Source organism: Leclercia adecarboxylata (assembly GCF_006874705.1).
Classification (GTDB): domain Bacteria; phylum Pseudomonadota; class Gammaproteobacteria; order Enterobacterales; family Enterobacteriaceae; genus Enterobacter; species Enterobacter adecarboxylatus_C.
On the sequence record NZ_CP035382.1, the window covers coordinates 3,843,623 to 3,865,714 of the forward strand.

At 58.8% G+C, this 22,092-nt stretch carries 20 protein-coding genes; 6 read left to right on the top strand and 14 right to left on the bottom strand.

Annotated elements, in window-relative coordinates; genetic code table 11:
- Positions 1-7 precede the first annotated feature (7 nt).
- The 7 genes from rsxD to blr form a co-directional block, all read right to left on the bottom strand.
- Entirely contained in the window at positions 8-1,060 is a 1,053-nt protein-coding gene (gene rsxD / locus ES815_RS19335) for an electron transport complex subunit RsxD (protein ID WP_142489252.1), read from the bottom strand.
- Complete coding sequence (rsxC, locus tag ES815_RS19340; protein ID WP_142489253.1) at positions 1,061-3,178, bottom strand: electron transport complex subunit RsxC; 2,118 nt, start codon at positions 3,176-3,178, stop codon at positions 1,061-1,063.
- Positions 3,171-3,749 carry an electron transport complex subunit RsxB gene (gene rsxB, locus ES815_RS19345; RefSeq protein ID WP_142489254.1) on the bottom strand — a complete coding sequence of 193 codons (579 nt, stop codon included), beginning with the start codon at positions 3,747-3,749 and terminating at the stop codon, positions 3,171-3,173. The genes rsxC and rsxB overlap by 8 nt, the downstream gene beginning before the upstream one ends.
- Complete coding sequence (gene rsxA / locus ES815_RS19350) at positions 3,749-4,330, bottom strand: electron transport complex subunit RsxA (protein WP_142489255.1); 582 nt, start codon at positions 4,328-4,330, stop codon at positions 3,749-3,751. Before rsxA ends, rsxB begins: the two co-directional genes overlap by 1 nt.
- A gap of 75 nt (positions 4,331-4,405) precedes the next feature.
- Positions 4,406-4,846 carry a DUF2569 domain-containing protein gene (locus tag ES815_RS19355; RefSeq protein ID WP_142489256.1) on the bottom strand — a complete coding sequence of 147 codons (441 nt, stop codon included), beginning with the start codon at positions 4,844-4,846 and terminating at the stop codon, positions 4,406-4,408.
- Between the two features lie 84 nt (positions 4,847-4,930).
- The gene (ydgT, locus tag ES815_RS19360; RefSeq protein ID WP_032617854.1) at positions 4,931-5,146 is read right to left on the bottom strand and encodes a transcription modulator YdgT; all 216 of its coding nucleotides are present in this window, start codon (positions 5,144-5,146) and stop codon (positions 4,931-4,933) included.
- A 200-nt stretch (positions 5,147-5,346) separates the two neighbouring features.
- On the bottom strand, positions 5,347-5,505 hold the full coding sequence (blr, locus tag ES815_RS19365) for a division septum protein Blr (RefSeq protein WP_185902423.1): 159 nt from the start codon (positions 5,503-5,505) through the stop codon (positions 5,347-5,349).
- 245 nt (positions 5,506-5,750) lie between these two features.
- On the opposite strand from blr, the gene ES815_RS19370 reads away from it, so the two are divergent.
- Positions 5,751-6,791, top strand: coding sequence for an oxidoreductase (locus ES815_RS19370; RefSeq protein ID WP_142489258.1), 1,041 nt, complete (start codon positions 5,751-5,753; stop codon positions 6,789-6,791).
- Positions 6,792-6,823: 32 nt separating this feature from the next.
- Here the strand turns inward: ES815_RS19370 and add are convergent, their stop codons facing one another.
- From add to malX, 3 genes are all read right to left on the bottom strand, one after another.
- Complete coding sequence (gene add, locus ES815_RS19375) at positions 6,824-7,825, bottom strand: adenosine deaminase (protein WP_142489259.1); 1,002 nt, start codon at positions 7,823-7,825, stop codon at positions 6,824-6,826.
- Positions 7,826-7,921: 96 nt separating this feature from the next.
- Positions 7,922-9,094: a MalY/PatB family protein gene (locus ES815_RS19380; protein ID WP_142489260.1), complete on the bottom strand. Its 1,173-nt coding sequence runs from the start codon at positions 9,092-9,094 to the stop codon at positions 7,922-7,924.
- A 49-nt stretch (positions 9,095-9,143) separates the two neighbouring features.
- On the bottom strand, positions 9,144-10,736 hold the full coding sequence (malX, locus tag ES815_RS19385; RefSeq protein ID WP_142489261.1) for a maltose/glucose-specific PTS transporter subunit IIBC: 1,593 nt from the start codon (positions 10,734-10,736) through the stop codon (positions 9,144-9,146).
- Positions 10,737-10,914: 178 nt separating this feature from the next.
- Between malX and ES815_RS19390 the strand changes: the two genes are divergently transcribed.
- The gene (locus ES815_RS19390) at positions 10,915-11,943 is read left to right on the top strand and encodes a Mal regulon transcriptional regulator MalI (protein ID WP_142489262.1); all 1,029 of its coding nucleotides are present in this window, start codon (positions 10,915-10,917) and stop codon (positions 11,941-11,943) included.
- A 2-nt stretch (positions 11,944-11,945) separates the two neighbouring features.
- Here ES815_RS19390 and ES815_RS19395 read toward each other — a convergent pair whose 3' ends face one another.
- Positions 11,946-12,842, bottom strand: coding sequence for a LysR family transcriptional regulator (locus tag ES815_RS19395; protein ID WP_142489263.1), 897 nt, complete (start codon positions 12,840-12,842; stop codon positions 11,946-11,948).
- Between the two features lie 108 nt (positions 12,843-12,950).
- Between ES815_RS19395 and ES815_RS19400 the strand changes: the two genes are divergently transcribed.
- Both ES815_RS19400 and ES815_RS19405 read left to right on the top strand, forming a co-directional pair.
- The gene (locus tag ES815_RS19400) at positions 12,951-13,931 is read left to right on the top strand and encodes an MBL fold metallo-hydrolase (RefSeq protein ID WP_142489264.1); all 981 of its coding nucleotides are present in this window, start codon (positions 12,951-12,953) and stop codon (positions 13,929-13,931) included.
- A gap of 15 nt (positions 13,932-13,946) precedes the next feature.
- Positions 13,947-14,801, top strand: coding sequence for an alpha/beta fold hydrolase (locus ES815_RS19405; RefSeq protein ID WP_142489265.1), 855 nt, complete (start codon positions 13,947-13,949; stop codon positions 14,799-14,801).
- Positions 14,802-14,840: 39 nt separating this feature from the next.
- On the opposite strand, the gene ES815_RS19410 is transcribed toward ES815_RS19405, so the two are convergent.
- Entirely contained in the window at positions 14,841-16,391 is a 1,551-nt protein-coding gene (locus tag ES815_RS19410; RefSeq protein ID WP_142489266.1) for a YdgA family protein, read from the bottom strand.
- A 98-nt stretch (positions 16,392-16,489) separates the two neighbouring features.
- Positions 16,490-17,665, bottom strand: a complete 1,176-nt coding sequence (manA, locus tag ES815_RS19415; protein WP_142489267.1) for a mannose-6-phosphate isomerase — start codon at positions 17,663-17,665, stop codon at positions 16,490-16,492.
- 199 nt (positions 17,666-17,864) lie between these two features.
- On the opposite strand from manA, the gene fumA reads away from it, so the two are divergent.
- Both fumA and fumC read left to right on the top strand, forming a co-directional pair.
- Positions 17,865-19,511 (top strand): class I fumarate hydratase FumA, encoded by a 1,647-nt coding sequence (gene fumA, locus ES815_RS19420; protein WP_142489268.1) that lies wholly within the window; start codon positions 17,865-17,867, stop codon positions 19,509-19,511.
- 194 nt (positions 19,512-19,705) lie between these two features.
- Positions 19,706-21,100 carry a class II fumarate hydratase gene (fumC, locus tag ES815_RS19430; RefSeq protein ID WP_142489269.1) on the top strand — a complete coding sequence of 465 codons (1,395 nt, stop codon included), beginning with the start codon at positions 19,706-19,708 and terminating at the stop codon, positions 21,098-21,100.
- Here fumC and tus read toward each other — a convergent pair whose 3' ends face one another.
- The gene (gene tus, locus ES815_RS19435) at positions 21,101-22,030 is read right to left on the bottom strand and encodes a DNA replication terminus site-binding protein (RefSeq protein ID WP_142489270.1); all 930 of its coding nucleotides are present in this window, start codon (positions 22,028-22,030) and stop codon (positions 21,101-21,103) included.
- Between the last annotated feature and the right edge of the window lie 62 nt (positions 22,031-22,092).

The following is a 22,092-nucleotide window of genomic DNA, read 5'->3' on the forward strand; positions in this document are numbered from 1 at the left end:
GAGTCCCTTAGCGATGGCCGTACACACGCGGACGCGTGTAGTAGTCAATTAACGGTACGGTAATGTTGGCCAGCAGAACCGCAAAGGCCACGCCGTCTGGATAGCCGCCAAAGCTGCGGATCAGCCACACCAGCAGACCGGCCAGCGCGCCGAAAATCAGGCGTCCCCGGTTGGTGGTCGAGGCCGTCACCGGATCGGTCAGAATAAAGAACGCCCCCAGCATGGTCGCGCCGGACAGCAGATGGATCTGCGGGGAAGCGAGAGACTCAGGGGAGAATGCCCAGCCCAGGCCGGAACAGATCGCGAGAGTGACCAGGAAGCTCACCGGGATATGCCAGCGGATCGTTTTCTGCCACAGCAGGAACACTCCCCCGGCCAGATATGCCAGGTTAACCCACTGCCAGCCCGCGCCGGCGAGCACGCCGCTGTAGATCGGGTACTGCAGGATCTGCTCCACGCTGTGACCGGCGTGCAGGGAAGTTTTAAAGGTATCGAGCGGGGTGGCCTGGCTGATGCCGTCCACGCCCATTCGCAGGGTGTTCATGTCCGCGCCGCTGGCGGTATGGCCGGAGAAGATCACCTGCAGAGCTTCCATAAAGCCTGGCACGGTCGCGGCAATCTCATGCGGCGGCAGCCAGCTGGTCATCTGGACCGGGAAGGAGATCAGCAGCACCACGTAGCCAATCATCGCCGGGTTAAACGGGTTATGCCCGAGGCCGCCGTACAGCTGCTTGGCGATAATCACCGCGAATACGGTGCCGAGCACCACCATCCACCAGGGGGCGAAGGGGGGAATACTGATGGCCAGCAGCAGGCCGGTGAGCAGGGCTGAGTTATCTGCCAGAATTTTGCTCACCGCGATTTTACGCAGTTTGAGGACCAGGGCTTCCGCCGCCAGGGCGCTCACACAGCCGAGAACGATCTGCAGCAGCGTACCCCAGCCGAAAAACCAGACCTGAACGGCGATGCCCGGCATGGCGGCCAGACAGACCAGCATCATAATGCGCGATGTCTGGCGCTGGTTGTGGGTATAAGGTGAGCTTGCGATTCTGAAAACCATTTAATCCTCGTTAACTGCCTGCTGTGCGGCTTTCTTCGCCTGAACGCGCGCAATGGCGGCGGCAACGGCCGCTTTGCGTGGATCGTCATTGGCTGCCGGTTCTTCTTCCTGTTGCGCCGCTTTGCGTGCTTTCGCACGGGCAATGGCGGCTTCGACCGCCGCTTTACGCGGATCGACCGGAGCGGGTTCTGCCGGTGTAGCGTCCGGCTGCGCCGCTTTGCGGGCTTTCGCCCGGGCAATGGCCGCTTCGACCGCGGCTTTACGCGGATCGACCGGGGCAGCCTCGGCCTGCGCCTCTTCCGGCGGTACGGCTTTACGGGCTTTCGCGCGTGCGATGGCGGCTTCGACCGCCGCTTTACGCGGATCGACCGGGGCAGGCTCGGCCTGCGTCTCTTCCGGCGGTGCGCCTTTACGCGCTTTGGCGCGGGCGATAGCGGCCTCGACCGCGGCTTTACGCGGATCGGCTTCTGGTTGTGCGGCGCTGTTCCGGGTTTTTTCCGCCTGACGGGCGCGGGCCTCTGCTTTACGTGCTTCGCGCGCGGCAATGGCTTCGCTGTTATCCGGGCGTTCTCCTGCCGGGATCACCACATCCTGCGCGGCGGTAGCTTTCTTCTCGCGCACGCGGGCCAGGGCCGCATTAATGGCGTCCTGATCCTTCGCCGCTGGTTGTACCGCAGCCTTTTTATGGCGCTCCTCGCGGGCGGCTTTTTCGCGCTCAAGACGCTGCTGGCGGGCTTCAAAGCGCGCTTTCGCGTCGGCGGCGCGTTTCTCTTCCTGGGCGATGGCGTAAATTTCGGCCTTCTCGACGCGGAAGTATTGCACCAGCGGAATATTGCTCGGGCAGACCCAGGCGCAGGCTCCGCACTCAATGCAGTCGGCCAGGTTATGGGATTTGGCTTTGTCGTGGATCTGGCCTTTGCTGAACCAGTAGAGCTGCTGGGGCAGCAGATCGGCCGGACAGGCGTCGGCACAGGCGCTGCAGCGAATGCAGCCTTTCTCTTCCTGCTCTTCGCCCATCTCGCTGACGGACGGCGCCAGCAGGCAGTTGGTGATTTTTACCACCGGAACATCCAGCCACGGCAGGGTAAAGCCCATCAGCGGCCCGCCCATGATCACCATCTGCTCCGCGCTCGGGCAGAACCCGGCCTGGTCCAGCAGATGACGCACCGGGGTGCCCAGTCGAGCCCAGACGTTGCCGGGTCGGCTGACGGCTTCACCGGTCAGGGTGACGACGCGCTCGGTCAGCGGCTCGCCGTCAACAACGGCGCGTTTTACCGCATAGGCGGTGCCGACGTTCTGCATCAGCACGCCGATATCTGATGAGCGACCGCCGTGCGGAACCTGCTTGCCGGTTAAAATCTGGGTCAGCTGCTTCGCGCCGCCGGACGGGTATTTGGTCGGGATCACCCGCAGGCTGATATCGTGGCTGCCCGCCAGCACCGCACGCAGCATGGAGATGGCCTGCGGCTTGTTGTCTTCAATGCCGATCAGCACCTCTTTCGGCTGCAGAACATGGGCGAGGATGCGGATACCCTCGACGATCTGCGCGGCGCAGTCCTGCATCAGGCGATCGTCCGCGGTGATGTACGGCTCACATTCGGCGGCGTTGATAATCAGCGTCTGGATCTTATCGCCACCGCCCTGCAATTTGTTCCCGGTCGGGAAGCCCGCGCCGCCCAGACCGGCGACGCCAGACTGGTGGATTCGGGAAATAAGATCTTCACGGCTGTGGCTGCGGTAGTCGCTCCAGCCCTCACGTTCGATCCAGCGATCTTCGCCATCGGCGTCAATCACCACGCACAGCTCGGAGAGGGCGGAAGGGTGGGCCACGGTGTGCGGGGCAATCGCCGCCACGGTGCCGGAGGTTGGGGCATGAACCGGGAGCATACGTCCGCGTCCAAAGGTCAGCGGCTGGCCGCGCAACACGCGGTCACCGACCTTAACGCACAGCTCGCCCTCAGCACCGATGTGCTGTTTGAGCGGGATAACAAAACGGTTAGCCAGCGGGATCTGGCGCAGCGGCGTACCGCTGGACTGGGTTTTCATCTCCGGCGGATGAATACCGCCGTCGAAATCCCAGATCTTCTCTTTTCTGAAGGCAGAAAATAACTTAAACATGTTGTTCCACAGGAATATTGCGCACAGGAATGGTTTGAAGGTCCCATTTCCAGCTGTCGGTCGTTGTCGCTACCGGGCGTAACTCAATGCACTGGGTCGGGCAGGGGGCGACGCAGAGATTACAGCCGGTACACAGATCCTCAATCACGGTGTGCATGGCGCGCGTGGCGCCGACGATGGCATCCACCGGGCAGGCCTGAATACATTTGGTACAGCCGATGCAGTTGGGTTCATCAATCACCGCCAGCATGCGAACCGGCTCCTGTGCGCTTTCGTCGCCGTCGACCGGCTGCGGGTCAACGTTCAGCAGTGCGGCGATCTTCAGCATCACCGCTTCGCCACCGGGCGCACAGCGGTTAATTTTCTCCCCGCCATTGCCCACCGCCTCTGCGTAGGGGCGACAGCCAGGAAAGCCGCACTGCCCGCACTGGCTTTGCGGCAGCAGCTCATCAATTTTTTCAACGATCGGATCGTCCTCCACCGCGAAGCGGCGCGAGGCGTAACCGAGTATGATGCCAAAAAGCAGCCCCAGAACGCTGATAGCTGCGACGGCGATCCAGATTGCATTCATTACAACTTCACCAGACCACTAAAGCCCATAAAGGCCAGAGACATAAGACCGGCGGTAACCAGAGCGATGGCGTTACCGCGAAACGGTGCCGGGATATCGGCGGCGACCAGACGTTCGCGGATCGCCGCAAACAGCACCATCACCAGCGAGAAGCCGACCGCAGCCGAAAAGCCGTACAGCGCCGACTGCAGAAAATTGTGCCCAAGGTTAATGTTGAGCAGCGCCACGCCGAGCACCGCACAGTTAGTGGTGATCAGCGGCAGGAAGATGCCGAGCAGACGGTATAACGCCGGGCTGGTTTTACGCACCACCATTTCGGTGAACTGCACCACCACCGCGATAACCAGAATAAAGGCCAGCGTACGCAGATAGGTCAGGCCGAGGGGGATCAGGATCCAGGTGTCAATCCACCAGGCGCAGATCGAGGCAAGGGTCATCACGAAGGTGGTGGCCAGCCCCATCCCCATCGCTGTTTCCAGCTTTTTGGATACGCCCATAAACGGGCACAGGCCAAGGAACTTCACGAGGACGAAGTTGTTTACCAGCACCGTGCCGACAAAGAGCAGTAAGTAATCGGTCATTATTCAGCCTGAAATAAAAAAGCCGCCTATTATCGGATAAACCGCGGCAGGCGACAACAGGTTAACTGTAAGGTTTTACGGGTTCACAAAGGTGTTCTTCACGCGTGCCGAACGCTTAAAGTAGGGCACAAACAGCGCGGTCATCAACAGAGGGAAGAGTAACTGACGCACCGCCAGCGCATCGGAGACGGGCGAAAACGCGAAGGCTTTTACGGCCAGTAATACGGAGACAAGCAGCCAGATAATATAGTGTTTAGGCACATTCCGACGACGCTTAAAAAAAGCAATGGTCAGCCAGAGCGTGTAGTACCACATGGCAATCGCAAAGGCGAAAGATAAAAACCACATGACGATATTAACGGTATTTTGCGCGCCCAGCGCTTTTAACGCGTGCGGCGTAATTAATGCCGTGGAGTAAAGTACCAACGCCAGCGACGTGCTTAATAATGCCAGCAGCAGCCAGGCAAGCGGAGCCAGTAACCAGCCGCCAATTCTTTCTCCAGCCTTTGTGGTCATGTTCTCTCCCGAAGTCAGTAACAGCGCGAACTGCAAATTAGCAGGGGCGAGAGTATATAACATTTCCGGGGAATGGCTACCCTCTTAGAGCACGTAACGCCACACCGACTTAGGGACTTCGCCAATGTTGAACAAACGCCCGCCAGAGACCAGCTCTGCGCGGCGATGATCCGCGGCGCGGTACATGCTGATAATCTCCTGGTTATCGCTCAGGCTGTAGTTCAGATGATCAAACAACTTTTCCAGACTTTCGAGGGAATTAATCTTGCGAAACTTTAATAAATAGTCCTGAACGGTCATATTAATAATTTTCCATATAAAAGGCGTGCTACCAAAGGAGTAATTCGGTCGAATAATAAACGGAACAAGAAAGACGTAAACATTTGCCGAAGCGTATCGGCAAAAATAAGAATTTTCTTTACTGGTGAAATCAGGCGTCGGCCGACGCCTGGCGATGAAGGTTAACGCTGTTCATGACGGCTGGCAATATGCAACTGACATCATATGTCACTATTTTTGATCAGTGCATGCGGCTTGGCTTGATTGACGCTATTGACCGGCTCCGGCGGCTGGTAGTTATCGATATGGCTGGCGATCCCCAGCAATATCACCGACACGCCCAGCACAATCCACCCCGCTAACTCGATAATTCGATTAATAATTGTCGTCATGATTCGTTATTTTGTTTTATCCATAAATACAGATTAAGAATTTTACAGCGCAGAATGCCCTTCGGCAAGCGCTTTGCAGTGATGTTTTGCGATTGTATTCAGAGAGTTATAATTGTTAATCAGAAATTACTGATTGCATGTATCGCCTTGAGGCGCGATACCCCGGATTAATCTATTGTGACCGATGAAGAGATGGTGTGAAATAGGCGTGTCAAAAGATGAGAGGCGACTTCATGAGCGATAAAATCCGTGTTGGATTAATAGGTTATGGTTATGCGAGTAAAACGTTTCATGCCCCGCTGATTGATGGCACTCCGGGGATGGAGCTGGCGGCAATTTCCAGCAGCGATGCGACGAAAGTGCATGCAGACTGGCCGACGGTCCCGGTGGTTTCCGAGCCGAAGCATCTGTTTAACGACCCTAATATTGATTTGATCGTTATCCCCACCCCGAACGACACGCATTTCCCACTGGCGAAAGCGGCCCTGGAAGCCGGAAAGCATGTGGTGGTGGACAAACCTTTTACCGTGACACTGTCACAGGCCCGGGAGCTGGACGCGCTGGCGAAAAGCCTCGGTAAACTGCTCTCGGTGTTCCATAACCGCCGTTGGGACAGCGATTTCCTGACCGTGAAGGCGCTGATCGCTGACGGTTCCCTCGGCGAAGTAGCCTTTTTCGAATCCCATTTTGACCGCTTCCGGCCGCAGGTGCGTAACCGCTGGCGTGAGCAGGCGGGCCCGGGCAGCGGCATCTGGTACGATCTGGCTCCGCATCTTCTCGATCAGGCCGTTAACCTGTTCGGTCTCCCGGTGAGCCTGAACGTCGATCTGGCCCAGCTGCGCCCCGGCGCGCAGGCAACGGACTACTTCCACGCTGTCCTGAGCTATCCGCAGCGTCGCGTGGTACTGCATGGTACCATGATGGCGGCAGCGGAATCCGCGCGTTATATCGTGCACGGCACCCGCGGCAGCTACGTGAAGTTTGGTCTCGACCCGCAGGAAGATCGTCTGAAAAACGGCGAGCGCCTGCCGCAGGAGGACTGGGGCTACGATATGCGTGACGGCGTGCTGACTCGCGTCGAAGGGGAAGAGCGGGTGGAAGAGACCTGGCTGACGCTGCCGGGGAACTATCCGGCCTATTATGCCGGTATCCGCGATGCGCTGAACGGTGACGGAGAAAACCCGGTCCCGGCAAGTCAGGCGATCCAGATTATGGAGCTAATTGAGCTGGGGATTGAGTCTGCGAAACATCGCGCGACTTTGTGTCTTGCTTAAAAAAATAAAGCCCGGCATCGCCGGGCTTTTTCTTATCCGCGTGCGACCTTGTCGCGTAACGCCTGCTTCTCGGCAGGGGTTAAGAAGGCCATCTCCAGGCCGTTAATCTGCGCCTGACGGATCTGCTCCCGGCTGAGCCCGGCCAGCGAAGCGGCAACCGTATACTCGTGAATAATATCCACCCCCTGAACCGCCGGATCGTCGGTGTTCAGCGAGGCCATCACCCCATGCTCAAGGAAAGTTTTCAGGGGATGCTGCGCCAGGGTCGCCACTGTGCTGGTCTGAATGTTGGAGGTCAGACAGGATTCGATCCCGATGCGCTGTTCCGCCAGGAAGTCCATCAGGGCACGATCTTCGACCGCTTTTACTCCATGACCGATACGTTCGGCACCCAGCTCGCGGATGGCCTGCCAGATGCTCTCCGGACCCGCCGCTTCACCGGCATGGACGGTAATGTGCCAGCCTGCATCCCGGGCGCGATTAAAGTGGGAGAGGAACAGACTGCCCGGGAAGCCCAGCTCGTCGCCCGCCAGATCCACGGCGGTGATATGGTCCCGGTGCGCCAGCATAGCTTCGAGCTCCTGCAGGCAGGCGTCCTCCCCGAAGGTACGGCTCATGATGCCAATCAGGCGCGCTTCAACGTTAAAGGTCTTGCAGCCTTCGCGTACGCCGGCAATGACGGCTTCCACCACACCCGCGACCGGTAGCTGATGGGTCATCGCCATATAGCCCGGCGAGAAGCGGAGTTCGACGTAGTGCAGGCCGTTGCGTGCGGCATCCTCAATATTTTCGAAGGCGACCCGACGGCAGGCGTCCAGCGAGGCCAGGACTTTTACCCCCCAGTCGAGCTTGCTCAGGAAGCTGACCAGATCCGGCTCGTTTTCCGTCACCTGCACGTGTGGGATCAGTGTCTCAAGGGTCTGTGCGGGCAGGGTTAAATTATACTGACGACCCAGGTCAAGGATGGTCTGGGCACGGATGTTGCCATCAAGGTGGCGATGAACGTCAGTTAACGGGAGGGTGGTATCAATCATGGTCGCACTCTTTATTAGTAGAAGTGCGAGCTATTATAAAAACAAAAGACGTCAAAAAGCTATTTGCGCAATGGATAATTCCGTTGCGCAACATAATTAAAGTAAAGCGCGGATCCCGGCAATCAGGCGCTCAACCCCCTGTGCAAGCTTGCTGCGCGGGCACCCGGCGTTCAGGCGGATAAAGCCGTCACCCTCCACGCCGTAGGTATATCCCGGCATGATCGCCACCTTTTGCTGCTCAATCAGCACCGTCTGCAGCGCCTTGTCATCGATATTGAGCGGGCGAAGATCGATCCAGGCCAGATAGGTCGCCTCCGGCGGCTGCCAGTTCAGGGCCGGGAAAGCTGCATTCAGGCTGTCGGCCACGTATTGCAAATTCGCCTCCAGATAGCCGCGCAGGGCATCCAGCCAGGGCTCGCCCTGCTGGTAGGCGGCGATATGCGCCACCAGCGCCAGCACCGATGGCGAAGAGAGCCCGTCACGCCCCTTCAGCGCCTGCAAATACGACGTGCGGCTGGCCTCATCGCCAAGCAGGCCGTAAGCCCCGGTGAGGGCGGGAATGTTGAAGCTTTTGGAGCCGGAGGTCAGCAGTGCCCATTTGTTCTGCGCCACCTCGCACCAGGGAGTATGTTGATGGTTGCCCCACACCATATCCATATGAATCTCGTCGCTAATCACCACCACGTCGTGCCGCGCACAGAGTTCAGCCATGGTGGTCAGCTCGTCACGGGTCCAGACCTTGCCGGTGGGGTTGTGCGGGCTACAGAGCAGCAGGATTTTGTTCTGCGGCCGGGCCAGTACTGACTCCAGCTCGGCCATATCGCACTGCCAGCCCTGTGCAGCTTTGTGCAGACCGACGGCAACCACCTGACGGTTATTACCCGCAATGGCATTGTAAAAGGCGTCGTAGGCCGGAGTGTGGATCACCACGCCATCGCCCGGGTTCGACCACTGGCGAATCAACTCAGACACCATATAGATCACCGAAGGGCCATAGACGATGGCGCTGGTATCAATTTCGCTGTTAAAGCGCTGACGGAACCAGTGGGCCACGGCGGCCAGGAACTCGTCGTTTTTCCAGCGGCTATAGCCAAACACCCCGTGACCGATGCGCGCTTGCAGGGCGTCGATGATGCAGGGGGCGGTGGCAAAATCCATATCCGAGATGGTAAAGGGCAGCAGATCGGCGGCGCCGAAGCGGTCGGCAATGTAGTCCCACTGGGTACACCAGGTGCCGTGACGATCCACGACGGTAGAGAAATCAAACATGACGTTGGTCCTTAAAATAAAACCCCCTCATGGCGAGGGGGTTGAGGCATCAGGCTTCTACTGTTCGCATCAGGGTTGCCAGCTCGTCTTTCACGGACTGCACCTGCGGGCCGATGACCACCTGCAAATTATGCTGATTTAACTGTACCACGCCGATAGCACGGTTGGCTTTCAGGGCGTTGGTATCCACTTTCGACATATCCGCCACCGACAGGCGCAGGCGGGTAATGCAGTTATCCAGCGAGGTAATGTTATCCGCACCGCCCAGCGCCGCCAGAATGGCAGGGGTGTTATAGCCGGACTTCCCTATCTTACCCGCAACGGCCTGCTCAACGCTGGTGGCCGCGTCGGTATCGCGACCCGGCGTTTTCAGGTTAAAGCGGGTGATGGCGAAGCGGAAGATCCCGTAGTACACCGCGAACCAGATAGCCGCCACCACCGGCACCAGATACCACTTGGTCGACAGGCCGTGCAGGATCCCGAACACCACGAAGTCAATCACGTTGCCGTCGGTATTACCGATGGTCACACCCAGCACCGCCATGGTGGTAAAGCCCAGACCGGTCAGCACGGCGTGAATGAGGTACAGCACCGGCGCCACGAACAGGAACAGGAACTCGATCGGTTCGGTGGTTCCGCCCACCACGCAGGCAATGACGCCGGAGATCAGCAGACCTTTAATCTTATGACGGTTTTCCGGACGGGCGCAGTGGTACATCGCGAGCGCGGCACCCGGCAGACCGCCGAGGAAGGCCGGCATTTTACCCTGGGAGAGGAAGCGGGTGGCGCTCTCCGAGAAGCCGTGGGTGGTCGGGCAGCTCAGCTGCGCCTGGAAGATGGTCAGCGCGCCGCTGACGTCGTGGCCGCACACGTCCATCGTGCCGCCCGCTTCAGTGAAGCGGATCAGGGCCACAAGAATATGCTGAAGCCCAAAGGGTAACAGCAGACGTTCGCCGGTACCGAAGATCATTGGGCCAAAATCACCGGCGCTGTTAATGATCCGGCCAATACCGGTAATGCCCATGGCAAAGACCGGCCATATCAGCGGAATGATCAGACCAAACAGCCCCATCACCACGAGGGTGATGATGGGCACAAAGCGGGTACCCCCGAAGAAGGCCAGCGCGTCCGGCAGGCGGATATTGTGAAAACGTTCATGAAGCATCCAGATGATCACGCCCGCGATCACGGCCCCGAGGATCCCGGTATCAATAGACTGAATACCAATCACGCTCTGAATGTTGTTAGCCTTCAGGATTGCCGCGTCGGTGGTCGGCAGGATGCCTTTGGCGGTCAGCCAGAAGTTAACCGCCAGGTTCATCACCGCGTAGCCAACGAAACCGGCAAACGCCGCTACGCCTTTGTTTTCGCGGGCCAGCCCCAGCGGGATGGCGATACAGAACATCACCGGCAGGAAGCTAAAGGCAAAGGAGCCAACCTTGCTCATCCAGATAAAGATCGCCTGCAGCACAGGATTTCCCAGAACCGGGATCAGGGTAACGACATCGTGACTGCTGAGCGAGCTGCCGATGCCCAGCATGATCCCGCAGAAGGAGAGCAGAGCCACGGGCAGCATAAAGGTCTTACCCAGTTGCTGGAAAAATTCCCATAGCGAGATTTTTTGTGCTGCTTTCGCCGTCATAAAACGACTCCTTTATTGTTAAAATAAGTTTACCTGCCTCAGTGCTGCGAGAAGATAAAACGTTTTATCAAAGTTTAGTGCGCGCTGAATCACATTCTCAGGCTTTGGCAGAGAGTATAAAGACAAGGTATTGATAAAACGTTTTACCGATCTCATTATCAGGGAGTCACGCCAACACATGGCTGTAGCGAAAAAGATCACCATCAATGATGTCGCCCTGGCGGCGGGCGTTTCCGTCAGCACGGTTTCACTGGTGCTGAGCGGGAAAGGGCGGATCTCCTCCGCGACGGGTCAGCGCGTCAACGATGCGGTTGAACAGCTGGGATTTGTTCGCAACCGCCAGGCTTCGGCGCTGCGCGGAGGGCAGAGCGGGGTCATTGGCCTGATCGTTCGGGACCTCACCTCGCCGTTCTATGCAGAACTGACGGCGGGTCTGACGGAGGCGCTGGAGGCGCAGGGGCGGATGGTCTTTTTACTGCACGGCGGCCGCGAGGCCGATCAGCTGCTCCAGCGGCTCGACATGCTGCTGACGCAGGGGGTGGATGGGGTGATCGTTGCTGGCGCATCCGGGGTAAGCAATGAACTGTGCGAACGGGCGGCGGAGAAAGGCGTGCCGCTGGTGTTTGCCTCCCGCGCCAGCTATCTGGACGAAGCCGATACCCTGCGCCCGGACAACATGCAGGCGGCACAAATGTTGACCGAACATCTTATTCGTCGCGGCCATCAGCGGATTGCCTGGCTCGGCGGCCAGAGCTCATCGCTGACCCGCGCCGAGCGGGTGGGCGGCTACTGCGCAACGCTGATCAAATACGGCCTGCCGTTCCACAGTGAATGGGTGGTGGAGTGTGGATCCAGCCAGAAGCAGGCGGCGGAGGCAATAAGTACGTTACTGCGCGCCAGCCCCACCATTAGCGCCGTGATCTGCTACAACGACGTGATTGCCATGGGCGCCTGGTTTGGCTTGATCCGGGCCGGACGCCAGAGCGGGGACGGCGGGGTTGAAACCTTCTTTGGACATCAGGTGGCGCTCGGCGCCTTTGCGGATGTGTCAGAAAACGCGCTGGACGATCTGCCCATCGTCTGGGCGACTACCCCGGCGCGGGAGATGGGCTACACCCTGGCAGACCGCATTATGCAGCGGATTGAGAAATCCGACGTGCAGGCCGGGCACCAGATCGTTTCGGCCCGGTTAGTGACGGTGAAGTAGCATCAGGGTTGTGGCGTGAGTGGATTTTGCGCCAGCCGCGCCTCAAGTACCTCGACAAACTTACGCACTTTTGCCGGGATCAGCCGCGAGGTCGGGTAAACGGCCCAGACGGCCAGGGCTTCCGGCTCGGCGTCTTCCAGGACTATCCGCTTAAGCCTGCCTTGCGCCAGGGCGGGCCCAACGTACCAGCGGGACAGGTTGGCGATGCCCATTCCTCCCAGGCAGGCCTCAAAGATCGCCTCAATCGAATTCGCCGAAAATCGCCCCGATACCTTTTGTCTGCTCCGCTGTCCGTCCTGCTCAAACGACCAGTGGGTAGTGTCAGAGGTGGTTAAGCAGCTGTGGCCCGTCAGATCGCTGAGCGCGGTCGGATAGCCGTTCGCCGCCAGATAATCGGCACTGGCGCACAGGTCACGGGGATTATCACACAGACGATGCGCAACCAGCCGGTTGTCCCGCAGCGGAGCGATACGTAACGCCACGTCGATGCCTTTCCCGACAATATCAACCTGCTCGTCGGTGGCGAGGAGATCGACCTGCAGGGCCGGATGCTGGCGCATAAAGTCGGGCAGCATCGGGGCGATGATCCTGCGACCAAAGGCCGCCGAGGCGGTAATGCGCAGCCGCCCGGACAGATGTGCTCCCTCAGGAAACAGATCGGCAAGGGCATTGGTTTTATCTTCCAGCAGCGCCTGAGCATGCGGCAAAAAGACCTCGCCGTCGCTGGTCGGCGACAGGGAGCGCGTGGTGCGATGCACCAGCCGAACCCCAAGCTCGGCTTCCAGATTATTAAGGCAGCGCGACGCCGCCATGGCGCTCATCGAAAGCCGACGTGCAGCACCCGCCAGGCTTCCCGCTTTTATCGCTTCAACGAACACTTCCACGTCGTCCAGTCTCATTATCTCGTTTCTCGTTATGCTGGCGTATCAAATTACACATCTACACTAATTATCGTTATAGCGCCATAGTCACTCCACATCCTGATAAACAGTAAATTTGGAGTGACGATGAAAAAGATGACAACGGCTTTAGCGCTCAGCAGCCTGTTTTTAGCGAATGCCGTTTGGGCAGACGCCCCCGCGCAGATCCGCCAGCAGGTGCCGGGTTATTACCGCCTGGCGGTGGGGCAAAATGAGGTGACGGCGCTTTTCGATGGCTATAACGATCTCTCGCCTTCGCTGTTGAAAGGGCTCTCAGCCGACAAAATTCGCGGCCTGCTGGCGGAGCAAAAGATCGATGCCGAGCGCATGCCTACCTCGTTTAACGCTTTTCTGGTCAATACCGGTCAGCATCTGGTGATGATTGACAGCGGGGCGGGCCACTGCGTGCCGCAAACCGCCGGGCAATTGATTCCTAATATGGAGGCCTCTGGCTATCACCCTGAGCAGGTGGATACTATCTTCCTGACCCACCTCCACCTTGACCACGTCTGCGGCCTGAGCGATGCCTCCGGGAAAGCGCTGTTCCCCAATGCCACCGTCTGGGTGCCGCAGGGCGAAGCGGATTACTGGCTGGATCCGGCGAAAGAGGCCAGCGCGCCGGCCAATGCGAAAGAGTATTTTGCTATCGCTCAGCATGCCCTGGCAGCCTATAAAGCGACCGGACACCTGAAAACCTTCGTTCCGCCAGCCTCGCCGATCCCTGAAGTCCAGACGGCCTATGCGGTCGGCCATACGCCTGGCAGCACGGTTTATCGTTTTGCCTCGGAAGGGAAGGCTATCAACTTTATCGGGGATTTGATCCACGCGCCTGCCGTGCAGTTCCCGCACCCGGAAGTGTCGATTCGCTTTGACGTGGATGCGAAAAAGGCCACCGCATCCCGCGGGCAGGAATTTAACGCCCTGGCGAAAGACGGCGAGTGGATGGCGGCAGCGCATCTGGCCTTCCCCGGTATTGGGCACATCACGACCGACGCTCAGGGCTACAGCTGGAACCCGGCAATCTACGGTCCGTATCAACGTGCGGCCGATGTGCCACTGCTGAAGTAAGACGAGGAGATGATAATGAAAAGTTACACCGTAACGGCTAATGGTATTCGTCAGTTCGTCATTGAAGAGGGGGAAGGCGCGCCGGTGATCCTCCTGCACGGTTTCCCGGAAACCAACTACGCCTGGCGGTATCAAATTCCCGTCCTGTCCAGGCACTACCGGGTGATTGCCCCGGATTTGCGCGGCTACGGGGAGACCGATAAACCGGCCTCCGGCTACGATAAACGCAACATGGCCCGGGATATCCGGGAGCTGATGCGCGCGCTGGGCCTGAACAAAGTGGTGCTGGTGGGGCACGACCGCGGGGCGCGCGTCGCGACCCGCTTTGCGAAAGACTATCCTGAGCTGGTGGATCGCCTGGTGGTGATGGATAACGTCCCCACGCGCATCGTGGCGCGGGATCTCAACGCCTCCATCGCCCGCGCCTACTGGTTCTTCCTGTTTCATCTGGTGCCCGATCTGCCTGAAGCCCTGATAGCCGGTCGGGAGCATATCTGGCTACGCCATTTCTTCTCGGACTGGACCTTCGATCCCTCGACCATCAGCGGTGAGGCGTTTGATACCTATGTCCGGGCTTATCAGGCCCCTGGTGCCGTGCGCGGGGCGATGGCGGACTATCGCGCCAACGCCGAGGATGTAGAGCAAGATCTGGCAGACGCGGAGGTTAAAATTGCCTGCCCGGTGATGTCGCTGTGGGGCAATGACTTTCACGCCGTCGGTAAACTCTTCGATATGCAGAGCGTCTGGGCGGAGATGGCGGACGATCTCAGGGCTTATGCCATTGAAGAGTGCGGCCATCTGCCGCAGGAGGAACAGCCTGAGAAAGTGAATGCCCTGCTGATGGACTTTCTGGCCGGCTGGAAAGGATGACCGGCAATAAAAAACCCCTCCGAAGAGGGGTTTTGCGGTTTACTGCTGTGGAACCGCAGGCACCGGCGCAGGAGCCGGAACCGCTGGCGCGGCAGGCTCGTCCGGTACGGCGAGATTCAGCGCCGGAACGCCAAACATGCCGACGAACTCTTCCAGCGGCATTTTCTGCCCGTTCAGCGTCACCTGACCGTTGCTGTACTGCAGGCTGGTGCTGATGACGTTATCTTCCACGGTGGTGATGCGGAACATCTGACCCATCGCCGCCAGGCCTTTCACCTGCTGGCTGGCCAGCTTGCCGGCATCATCCTCGTTATAGCCTTCAAGCTTCGCAATCTGGGTCATGAACTCGGTCGCCATGTCCATCGGGATGGTCAGCTTGCTCTCCAGCGATTTCACGCTGCGATCCACTTCCTGAGCCAGGGTCTGTGCTTCACCCGTGGCGGTGGCCGGATCCTTCAGGAACAGCGACAGGTTGAAGTTGGTCTCGCCTTTGCTGTTTTTCCAGCTCAGCGGCGCGAGGGTCACCACCGGTTCGCCTTTCAGCAGGATCGGCAGGTTGCTGAAGAAAGCCTCTGTCGCTTTCTGTTGATAGAGTGCCGGATTTTCCATCAGCGCTTTATCTGCCAGCAGGGCCTGGCTCTGAGCGCGATACTGCTGGCTGAACTGATGCCAGGCCTGGCCGTCGATATTGCCGATTTTCAGCGTCAGCTTGCCGGTACCCATATCCTGATTCTGTATTTTCAGGCTCTTCAGGCTGTAATCCACCTGGCTGTTGACGCTCTTGCCGTCTTTCGACAGCTCGGCCTTACCGCTCAGGTCCGTGCCTTCCAGCACCGCCATCTCTTTGCCTTCGATGGCGATAGCCAGCTTATCAAGGGTCACTTTTTGATCGCCGATACGCTCGTCAAAGTCGGTAAGACGGCTGTTGCCATCGGTTTTCAGGTTATTGAAGGTGAGCTGCACTTTCTGGCCGTACTCGTTCACCGCATTCACCAGACCGCTTGCCGCTTCACCTTTCAGCGAGAAGCTGTTGCCGTCGCGATCGGCATCGAGCTGGAAATTGCCGCCGCTGAAGGCCACTTTCTCGTCGCCATTCTCGTAATTCAGCGCTTTCAGCGCGAGATCGGTGCGGGTGTCACCGGCATAGCTAATGCGGGTATTGGCCTCAAACGGAGACGCATTCTTCGCCAGATCGAACAGCGGCTTAGAGGCTTCGTTGTTCACCAGCGTCGATTTTACCGAGGCCATGGATGGGATCAGGTTGAAGGTTTTCAGCTGGGCCAGCGGGAAGGGGCCGTGGTCAACCACTTCGTTCAGCACCAGGCTTTGTCCTGGCTGTAGCCATGGATTTTGCGTGCCCGCCACCGGTTTAAGCACCAGCTGCAGATGGCTTTTGAACAGGCCACGCTGGTAATCCTGATAGCTCAGCTCCAGCCCGGCTTCCGGTGCGGTACGCTTAAGCTCGCTATTCGCCTGCGCCACCATCTCTGCCAGATGGCCCTCCAGCTGTTTCCCGGTAAACCAGGCCGCACCCGTCCAGACCACCCCTAATGCAACAATAACGCCTGCAGCTATAACCGATTTCTTCATCGTGATTATCCCTAAAATGAAACCGAGCGGTGAAAACCGCCCGGTGAGGTCATAAGATTACCAATAGCTTAGCAATAATTGTTAAAAAATTCAGCCGGTCACTGGAGCTTGTTGAAAACCCGGGCCAGGCGGCCAACGCCGCTGACGCTGACCGGCGAGTCGCTGGCGGCAACAAACGCCGACTCGCCCGGCTTCAGCACCAGACGCTCCTGGCCCTTGCTCAGCACCGCTTCGCCCTCTACGCAGAACAGGATCGCCGCGCTCTGTTGGGCAATCTGCGTTTCGGCGCTGCTGAGGTCGTGCAGCGAGAAGGCAAAATCATCCACCGGGATCGGGAAGTCGAGCTCCGCGCCATTTTTCACCGGCTGGGTTAGCAGCTCAGCGGCCGGTTTGGCGACGAATTTAACGTTAGCCACCAGTTCAGGAATATCAATGTACTTCGGCGTCAGGCCTGCACGCAGCACGTTATCGGAGTTGGCCATCACCTCCAGCGCCACGCCCTTGAGATAGGCGTGCGGGGTTTCAGCGAACAGGAACATCGCTTCACCCGGCTCCAGTTTCACCACGTTCAGCAGCAGCGGGGAGAACAGGCCGCTGTCGTCCGGGTAAAATTCCGAAATCACGCGAATGGTCTGCCACGGCTCACCCTGCTGGCTGTTGAGCGCCGCTTTTAGCACCGCCAGGGCACGGGATTTTTCGTCGCCCTGCATATTGAGCAGGCTGGCGAAGAGGTGGCTCAGGCGATCGGCATCCGGTTTTTCGAGGAAGTGGGCAATGGCGCTGTGCGCCCCGGCCACCGGCTGCAGCAGGGAGACGATTTCAGAGAATTCGCGGAAGGCGTTCATCGCCAGGAACGGCGTCAGGGCGAACACCAGCTCGGGTTTGTGGTTGGGATCTTTATAGTTACGCTCGGCGGCATCCAGCGGAATACCTGCCGCGTTCTCTTTGGCAAACCCCGCTTCAGAGGCCTGCTTGTTCGGGTGAACCTGAATGGAGAGCGGCTGATCGGCGCACAGCACCTTAAAGAGGAACGGCAGCTCGCCAAAACGTTCGGCAACCTTTGTACCCAGCAGCGTGGCTTTATCCGCGTCGATGACCTCACGCAGGGAACGTACCCCGTTGGCGTCGGTAATTTTTGAGCTGCTCTTCGGATGCGCACCCATCCACAGCTCTGCCATCGGCAGGTTGTCGGGGTTGGCGATACCGTAGAGATCCGTTAACGCAGTTTTACTTCCCCAGGCGTAGTTCTGCACTGAGTTAATGAGTTTTTGCATTATCAAGCCCTGTTTCAAATGTGGAATTAACTGCCCGTATTAAAGCAATAAACCGGGCGGAAGTAACCTGCGCTCGGAAAAAGTCGTACTAGTCTCAGTTTTTGTTAAAAAATTGTGTAGGATAGGCTAACTCGCTTTTAAGCCGAGCAGCGGAACATCTGCTCTACATAATCAGACCCAAGCAGTAAGTGAGAGATCAATGTCGAATAAACCCTTCCATTATCAGGATCCTTTCCCGCTGGCCAAGGATCAGACCGAATATTATCTGTTAACCCGCGATCACGTTTCTGTCTCTGAGTTTGAAGGTCAGGAGATCCTCAAAGTCGACCCGCAGGCGCTGACCTTACTGGCGCAACACGCCTTCCACGATGCCTCCTTCATGCTGCGCCCGGCGCACCAGCAGCAGGTAGCCGATATCCTCAGCGACCCGCAGGCCAGTGAAAACGACAAGTACGTGGCGCTACAGTTCCTGCGTAACTCCGATATCGCGGCGAAAGGCATTCTGCCGACCTGTCAGGACACCGGCACCGCCATCATCACCGGCAAAAAAGGCCAGCGCGTCTGGACCGGCGGCGGCGACGAAGCGGCCCTGGCCCACGGCGTGTACAACACCTATATCGAAGATAACCTGCGCTACTCGCAAAACGCCGCGCTGGATATGTACAAAGAGGTGAACACCGGTACCAACCTGCCGGCGCAGATCGACCTCTACAGCGTCGATGGCGACGAATACAAATTCCTCTGCATCGCCAAGGGCGGCGGTTCAGCGAACAAAACCTATCTCTATCAGGAGACCAAAGCGCTGCTCTCTCCGGGCAAGCTGAAGAACTACCTGGTGGAGAAGATGCGCACCCTCGGCACCGCGGCCTGCCCGCCGTACCACATCGCGTTTGTGATTGGCGGCACCTCGGCGGAAAGCACCCTGAAAACCGTCAAGCTGGCGTCGACCAAGTACTACGATGGCCTGCCGACCGAAGGTAACGAACATGGTCAGGCGTTCCGCGACGTCCAGCTGGAGCAGGAGCTGCTGGTGGAAGCGCAGAACCTCGGCCTCGGCGCGCAGTTTGGCGGCAAATACTTCGCCCACGACATCCGCGTGATCCGTTTGCCGCGTCACGGCGCATCCTGTCCGGTGGGCATGGGCGTCTCCTGCTCGGCGGACCGCAACATCAAGGCCAAGATCAACCGCGACGGTATCTGGATCGAAAAACTGGAAAACAACCCAGGCAAGTACATCCCGGAAGCGCTGCGTAAAGCGGGCGAGGGCGAGGCGGTACGCATCGACCTGAACCGTCCAATGAAAGAGATCCTGGCCCAGCTGTCGCAATACCCAGTCTCCACCCGTCTCTCCCTGAACGGCACCATCATCGTGGGCCGCGATATCGCGCACGCTAAGCTGAAAGAGCGTCTGGATAATGGCGAAGGGCTGCCGCAGTACATCAAGGATCACCCGATCTACTACGCCGGCCCGGCGAAAACCCCGGACGGCTATGCCTCCGGCTCATTAGGCCCAACCACCGCAGGGCGTATGGACTCCTACGTGGATCAGCTCCAGGCTAACGGCGGGAGCATGATCATGCTGGCGAAGGGCAACCGCAGCCAGCAGGTGACCGATGCCTGCCACAAGCATGGCGGCTTCTATCTCGGCAGCATCGGCGGCCCGGCAGCGGTACTGGCGCAGGGCAGCATCAAGAGCCTCGAGTGCGTGGAGTACCCGGAGCTGGGCATGGAAGCGATCTGGAAAATTGAAGTGGAAGACTTCCCGGCGTTTATCCTGGTGGATGACAAAGGCAACGACTTCTTCAAACAGATCCAGTCTTCGCAGTGTTCGGCCTGTGTGAAGTAGTTTGAAAACCCTGCCGGGTGGCGGCTACGCCTTACCCGGCCTACCGAACATGTAGGCCGGGTAAGCGCAGCGCCACCCGGCACAGCCGGGCAACAAAAAGAGCGCACAAAGCGCCATACCCTTTCCCCGTTCTCATCAATACTTGTTTCTTTGAGCTGTGAGCAATCCACTTCAGTGTTATCAAGGAGAAAGTAATGACCACCTCACGCAGTGAGAAAGATTCGATGGGCGCCATCGACGTCCCGCAGGACAAACTCTGGGGCGCGCAAACCCAGCGTTCGCTGGAACATTTCCGTATTTCCACTGAAAAAATGCCGGTCTCGCTGATCCAGGCCCTGGCGCTGACCAAACGTGCTGCCGCCAAAGTGAACCAGGATTTAGGCCTGCTGGCGGCGGAAAAAGCCACCGCCATTATCAGCGCCGCAGATGAAGTGCTGGCGGGCAAGCATCCCGATGAATTCCCCCTCGCCATCTGGCAGACCGGCTCCGGCACCCAGAGCAACATGAACATGAACGAGGTGCTGGCGAACCGCGGCAGCGAGCTGCTCGGCGGCGTGCGCGGCATGGAGCGCAAGATCCACCCCAACGACGACGTCAACAAAAGTCAAAGCTCCAACGACGTCTTCCCGACGGCGATGCACGTGGCGGCACTGATCGCCCTGCGCGAGCAACTTATCCCCCAGCTGAACGTGCTGAAACGCACTCTTGATGCCAAAGCTCACGCCTTTAGCGATATCGTCAAAATTGGCCGTACCCACCTGCAGGATGCCACGCCCCTGACCCTTGGCCAGGAGATCTCCGGCTGGGTGGCGATGCTCGAGCACAACCTGCGCCATATCGACCACAGCCTGCCGCACCTGGCGGAGCTGGCGCTGGGCGGCACCGCCGTGGGAACCGGGCTCAATACCCATCCGGAATACGCGGTACGGGTGGCTGAAGAGCTGGCGACCATCACCGGACAGCCGTTTGTCACCGCGCCAAACAAGTTCGAGGCGCTGGCGACCTGTGATGCGCTGGTGCATGCCCACGGGGCGCTGAAAGGGCTGGCGGCCTCGCTGATGAAAATCGCTAACGACGTGCGCTGGCTGGCCTCCGGGCCGCGCTGCGGCATCGGAGAGATCGGCATTCCGGAGAACGAGCCGGGCAGCTCTATCATGCCGGGCAAGGTCAACCCGACCCAGTGTGAAGCCATGACCATGCTCTGCTGTCAGGTGATGGGCAACGACGTGGCGGTGAATATGGGCGGCGCGTCGGGCAACTTTGAGCTGAACGTCTATCGCCCGATGGTGATCCATAACTTCCTGCAGTCGGTGCGTCTGCTGGCGGACGGGATGGAGAGCTTTAACGAGCACTGCGCGGTGGGTATCGAGCCGAACCGCGAGCGCATCAGCCAGCTGCTCAACGAGTCGTTAATGCTGGTGACGGCGCTCAATACCCATATCGGCTACGACAAGGCGGCTGAAATCGCCAAGAAAGCGCACAAGGAGGGGCTGACCCTCAAAGCCGCCGCCCTGGCGTTGGGGTATCTCACCGAGGCCGAGTTCGACAGCTGGGTCCGCCCGGAAGAGATGGTCGGCAGCCTGAAATAGCTACTCTGCAACGTACAGGTGCAGCCGCGGGATGATCAATCGCAGCGGCTGTGCCTGCGGCTTATAACGGTGCTGAACATTTTCAGCATCGTAATTCAGCAGTTCGCCAATATCCGGGATCACCGCCCCCCGATCGTCATCATACAAGGCGATCAGCGGCGTCGGGCAGGCGTACTGGACCTGTTTTTGCTGTCCGGCATACCAGACCCGGGCAATAGGCTGCACCTTCACCGGCCGCTTGATCTTCAGTCGCGCCTCCGCCGGCAGGGCGTGAATGGCGGTATATTCTGCCTCCAGCCGCTCTACCCACTGATCCCGCGACCAGGGGGCCACGGCGCGCGGGGACTTCAGGCTTTTCTCCAGCATCGCCAGCACCTCATCGCGGGTGAAGTTTTTGATGATGTGCTTATTGGCCCAGCCGAAGCGCAGGGTGGCGGGGTGGTTGATGACCGTTAACGTGCGATAGGCGTTGAGGGTAATCAAACCCGGCAGCTGGTGATGCACCCACTCAAAGCGGGCGGCGGGGCCCAGGCCCGACTCTTCGGTGACGATTTTTTCAAATTCCGCTTTTAAGGCGTTAATGCCCGCGATCTGGTCCGTGAGCTGGATGCGGTTGGCGGCATCGCTCTGGAGGCAGATCACCCCCGGCAGGCGCACGGCGGCCTTGCTGCTGCGGGTTTCGGACTGCTGCTGAATAAACAGGTGGCGATAGTGTTGCAGCGCCATCGTCAGCGCCTCCTGGCCGAGGTGCTGTTTTACCGCGATGGCGTTGAGCGGATCGTGCTCGGCGCCTTTGGCGACGTCCGGCAGAGAGAAGACGCGGCCCGCCAGTAAGCGGCAGCTTTTCAGATCGTCCGTGAGCCGGGCCAGCGCATGTTCCATCTGGCGAAAGGTTGAGTTCAAGCGTTCAATAAGATCGTAAGTTGCCATAGCACACCACATTAGTTACAACATACTTATTATATAGCACAGCACGCCGGGTCAGGCCAGCG